The sequence below is a fragment of the Oleiphilus sp. HI0132 genome, assembly GCF_001635845.1.
The window spans coordinates 1-1,011 of the sequence record NZ_LWGJ01001583.1; the positions used below are offsets into that span (position 1 = coordinate 1).

Consider the following 1,011-nt stretch of genomic DNA (forward strand, 5'->3'; position numbering starts at 1 on the left):
TCCGAACTCGGCTTACAGCAGTTTTGTTGAAAATATCCTGAGGCATATTGGAACGGGTTTAAATTTGCCCTTCGAATTGCTGATGAAGGATTTCTCAAAAACGAATTATTCGTCAGCTCGTGCAGCACTCATGGAAGCCTGGCGGTATTTCATCGGCCGACGTCATTGGCTGGCAACCTATTGGGCGAAGCCCGTTTACGAGCTATGGCTTGAGGAAGCAGTCAACAAAGGCTTGATCGAAGCACCAGGCTTTTATCAAAACAAAGCTTTGTGGTGTCGATGTAAATGGATTGGTCCTGGTCGGGGTTGGATCGACCCTGTTAAGGAAGCCAAAGCATCAAAAATTCGCTTGGAAACCGGCCTTTCGACGCTGGAAGATGAATGCGCTACCCAAGGTTTAGATTGGGAAGAAGTGCTCGAGCAACGAGCAAGGGAACAAGCCAAGATGCGAGAACTGGGTTTAAACACGGAGAAGTCTCAATACGTTTCTCCAACTGCAGAGGATAGTCAATGACAAAATTGCAGGATAGAAATTTTGCACAGCCGAAGGCTGCCCGTCAGGGTGCAGCACAGGGAGGTGCTGCATGAAATTTTGGAATCATGCAGCCGGTGAACCCTGGGCCATTACCGAGACTGCTCTTGATAACATATTAACGATTGCATCACGCCAAAACGAATCTATCGAGGCGGTGTCTGCGAAGCTTGGGCGGGAGTTAGATAATACTTATGTTACCGAGGTTCGAGAAGGAGTCGCTGTTATTCCAGTTGTTGGCCCGCTGTTTCGCTATGCAAACTTATTCACCGCCGTTAGTGGTGCTTCGAGCTATGAGATTTTGGCTAAGGATTTTAATTCAGCCCTAGAAAATCCGGATGTGTATAGCATTGTCTTAGATATCGACTCGCCGGGAGGCGAAGTCAATGGCTGTGCTGAATTTGCCAACATGATCTATGAGTCGAGAGGTGCGAAACCCATCATCGCTTACGCATCGGGTGATGCTGCGTCGGGTGCTT

Annotated in this window: 1 protein-coding gene and 1 pseudogene; both read left to right on the forward strand. The window is 48.3% G+C overall.

The window, feature by feature from the left end; translation table 11 throughout:
- The coding region (locus tag A3766_RS24465; RefSeq protein WP_156509106.1) for a phage portal protein at positions 1 to 514 on the forward strand (514 nt) is incomplete at its 5' end.
- A 70-nt stretch (positions 515 to 584) separates the two neighbouring features.
- Positions 585 to 1,011: pseudogene (locus A3766_RS24470) on the forward strand (S49 family peptidase); the annotation flags it as partial.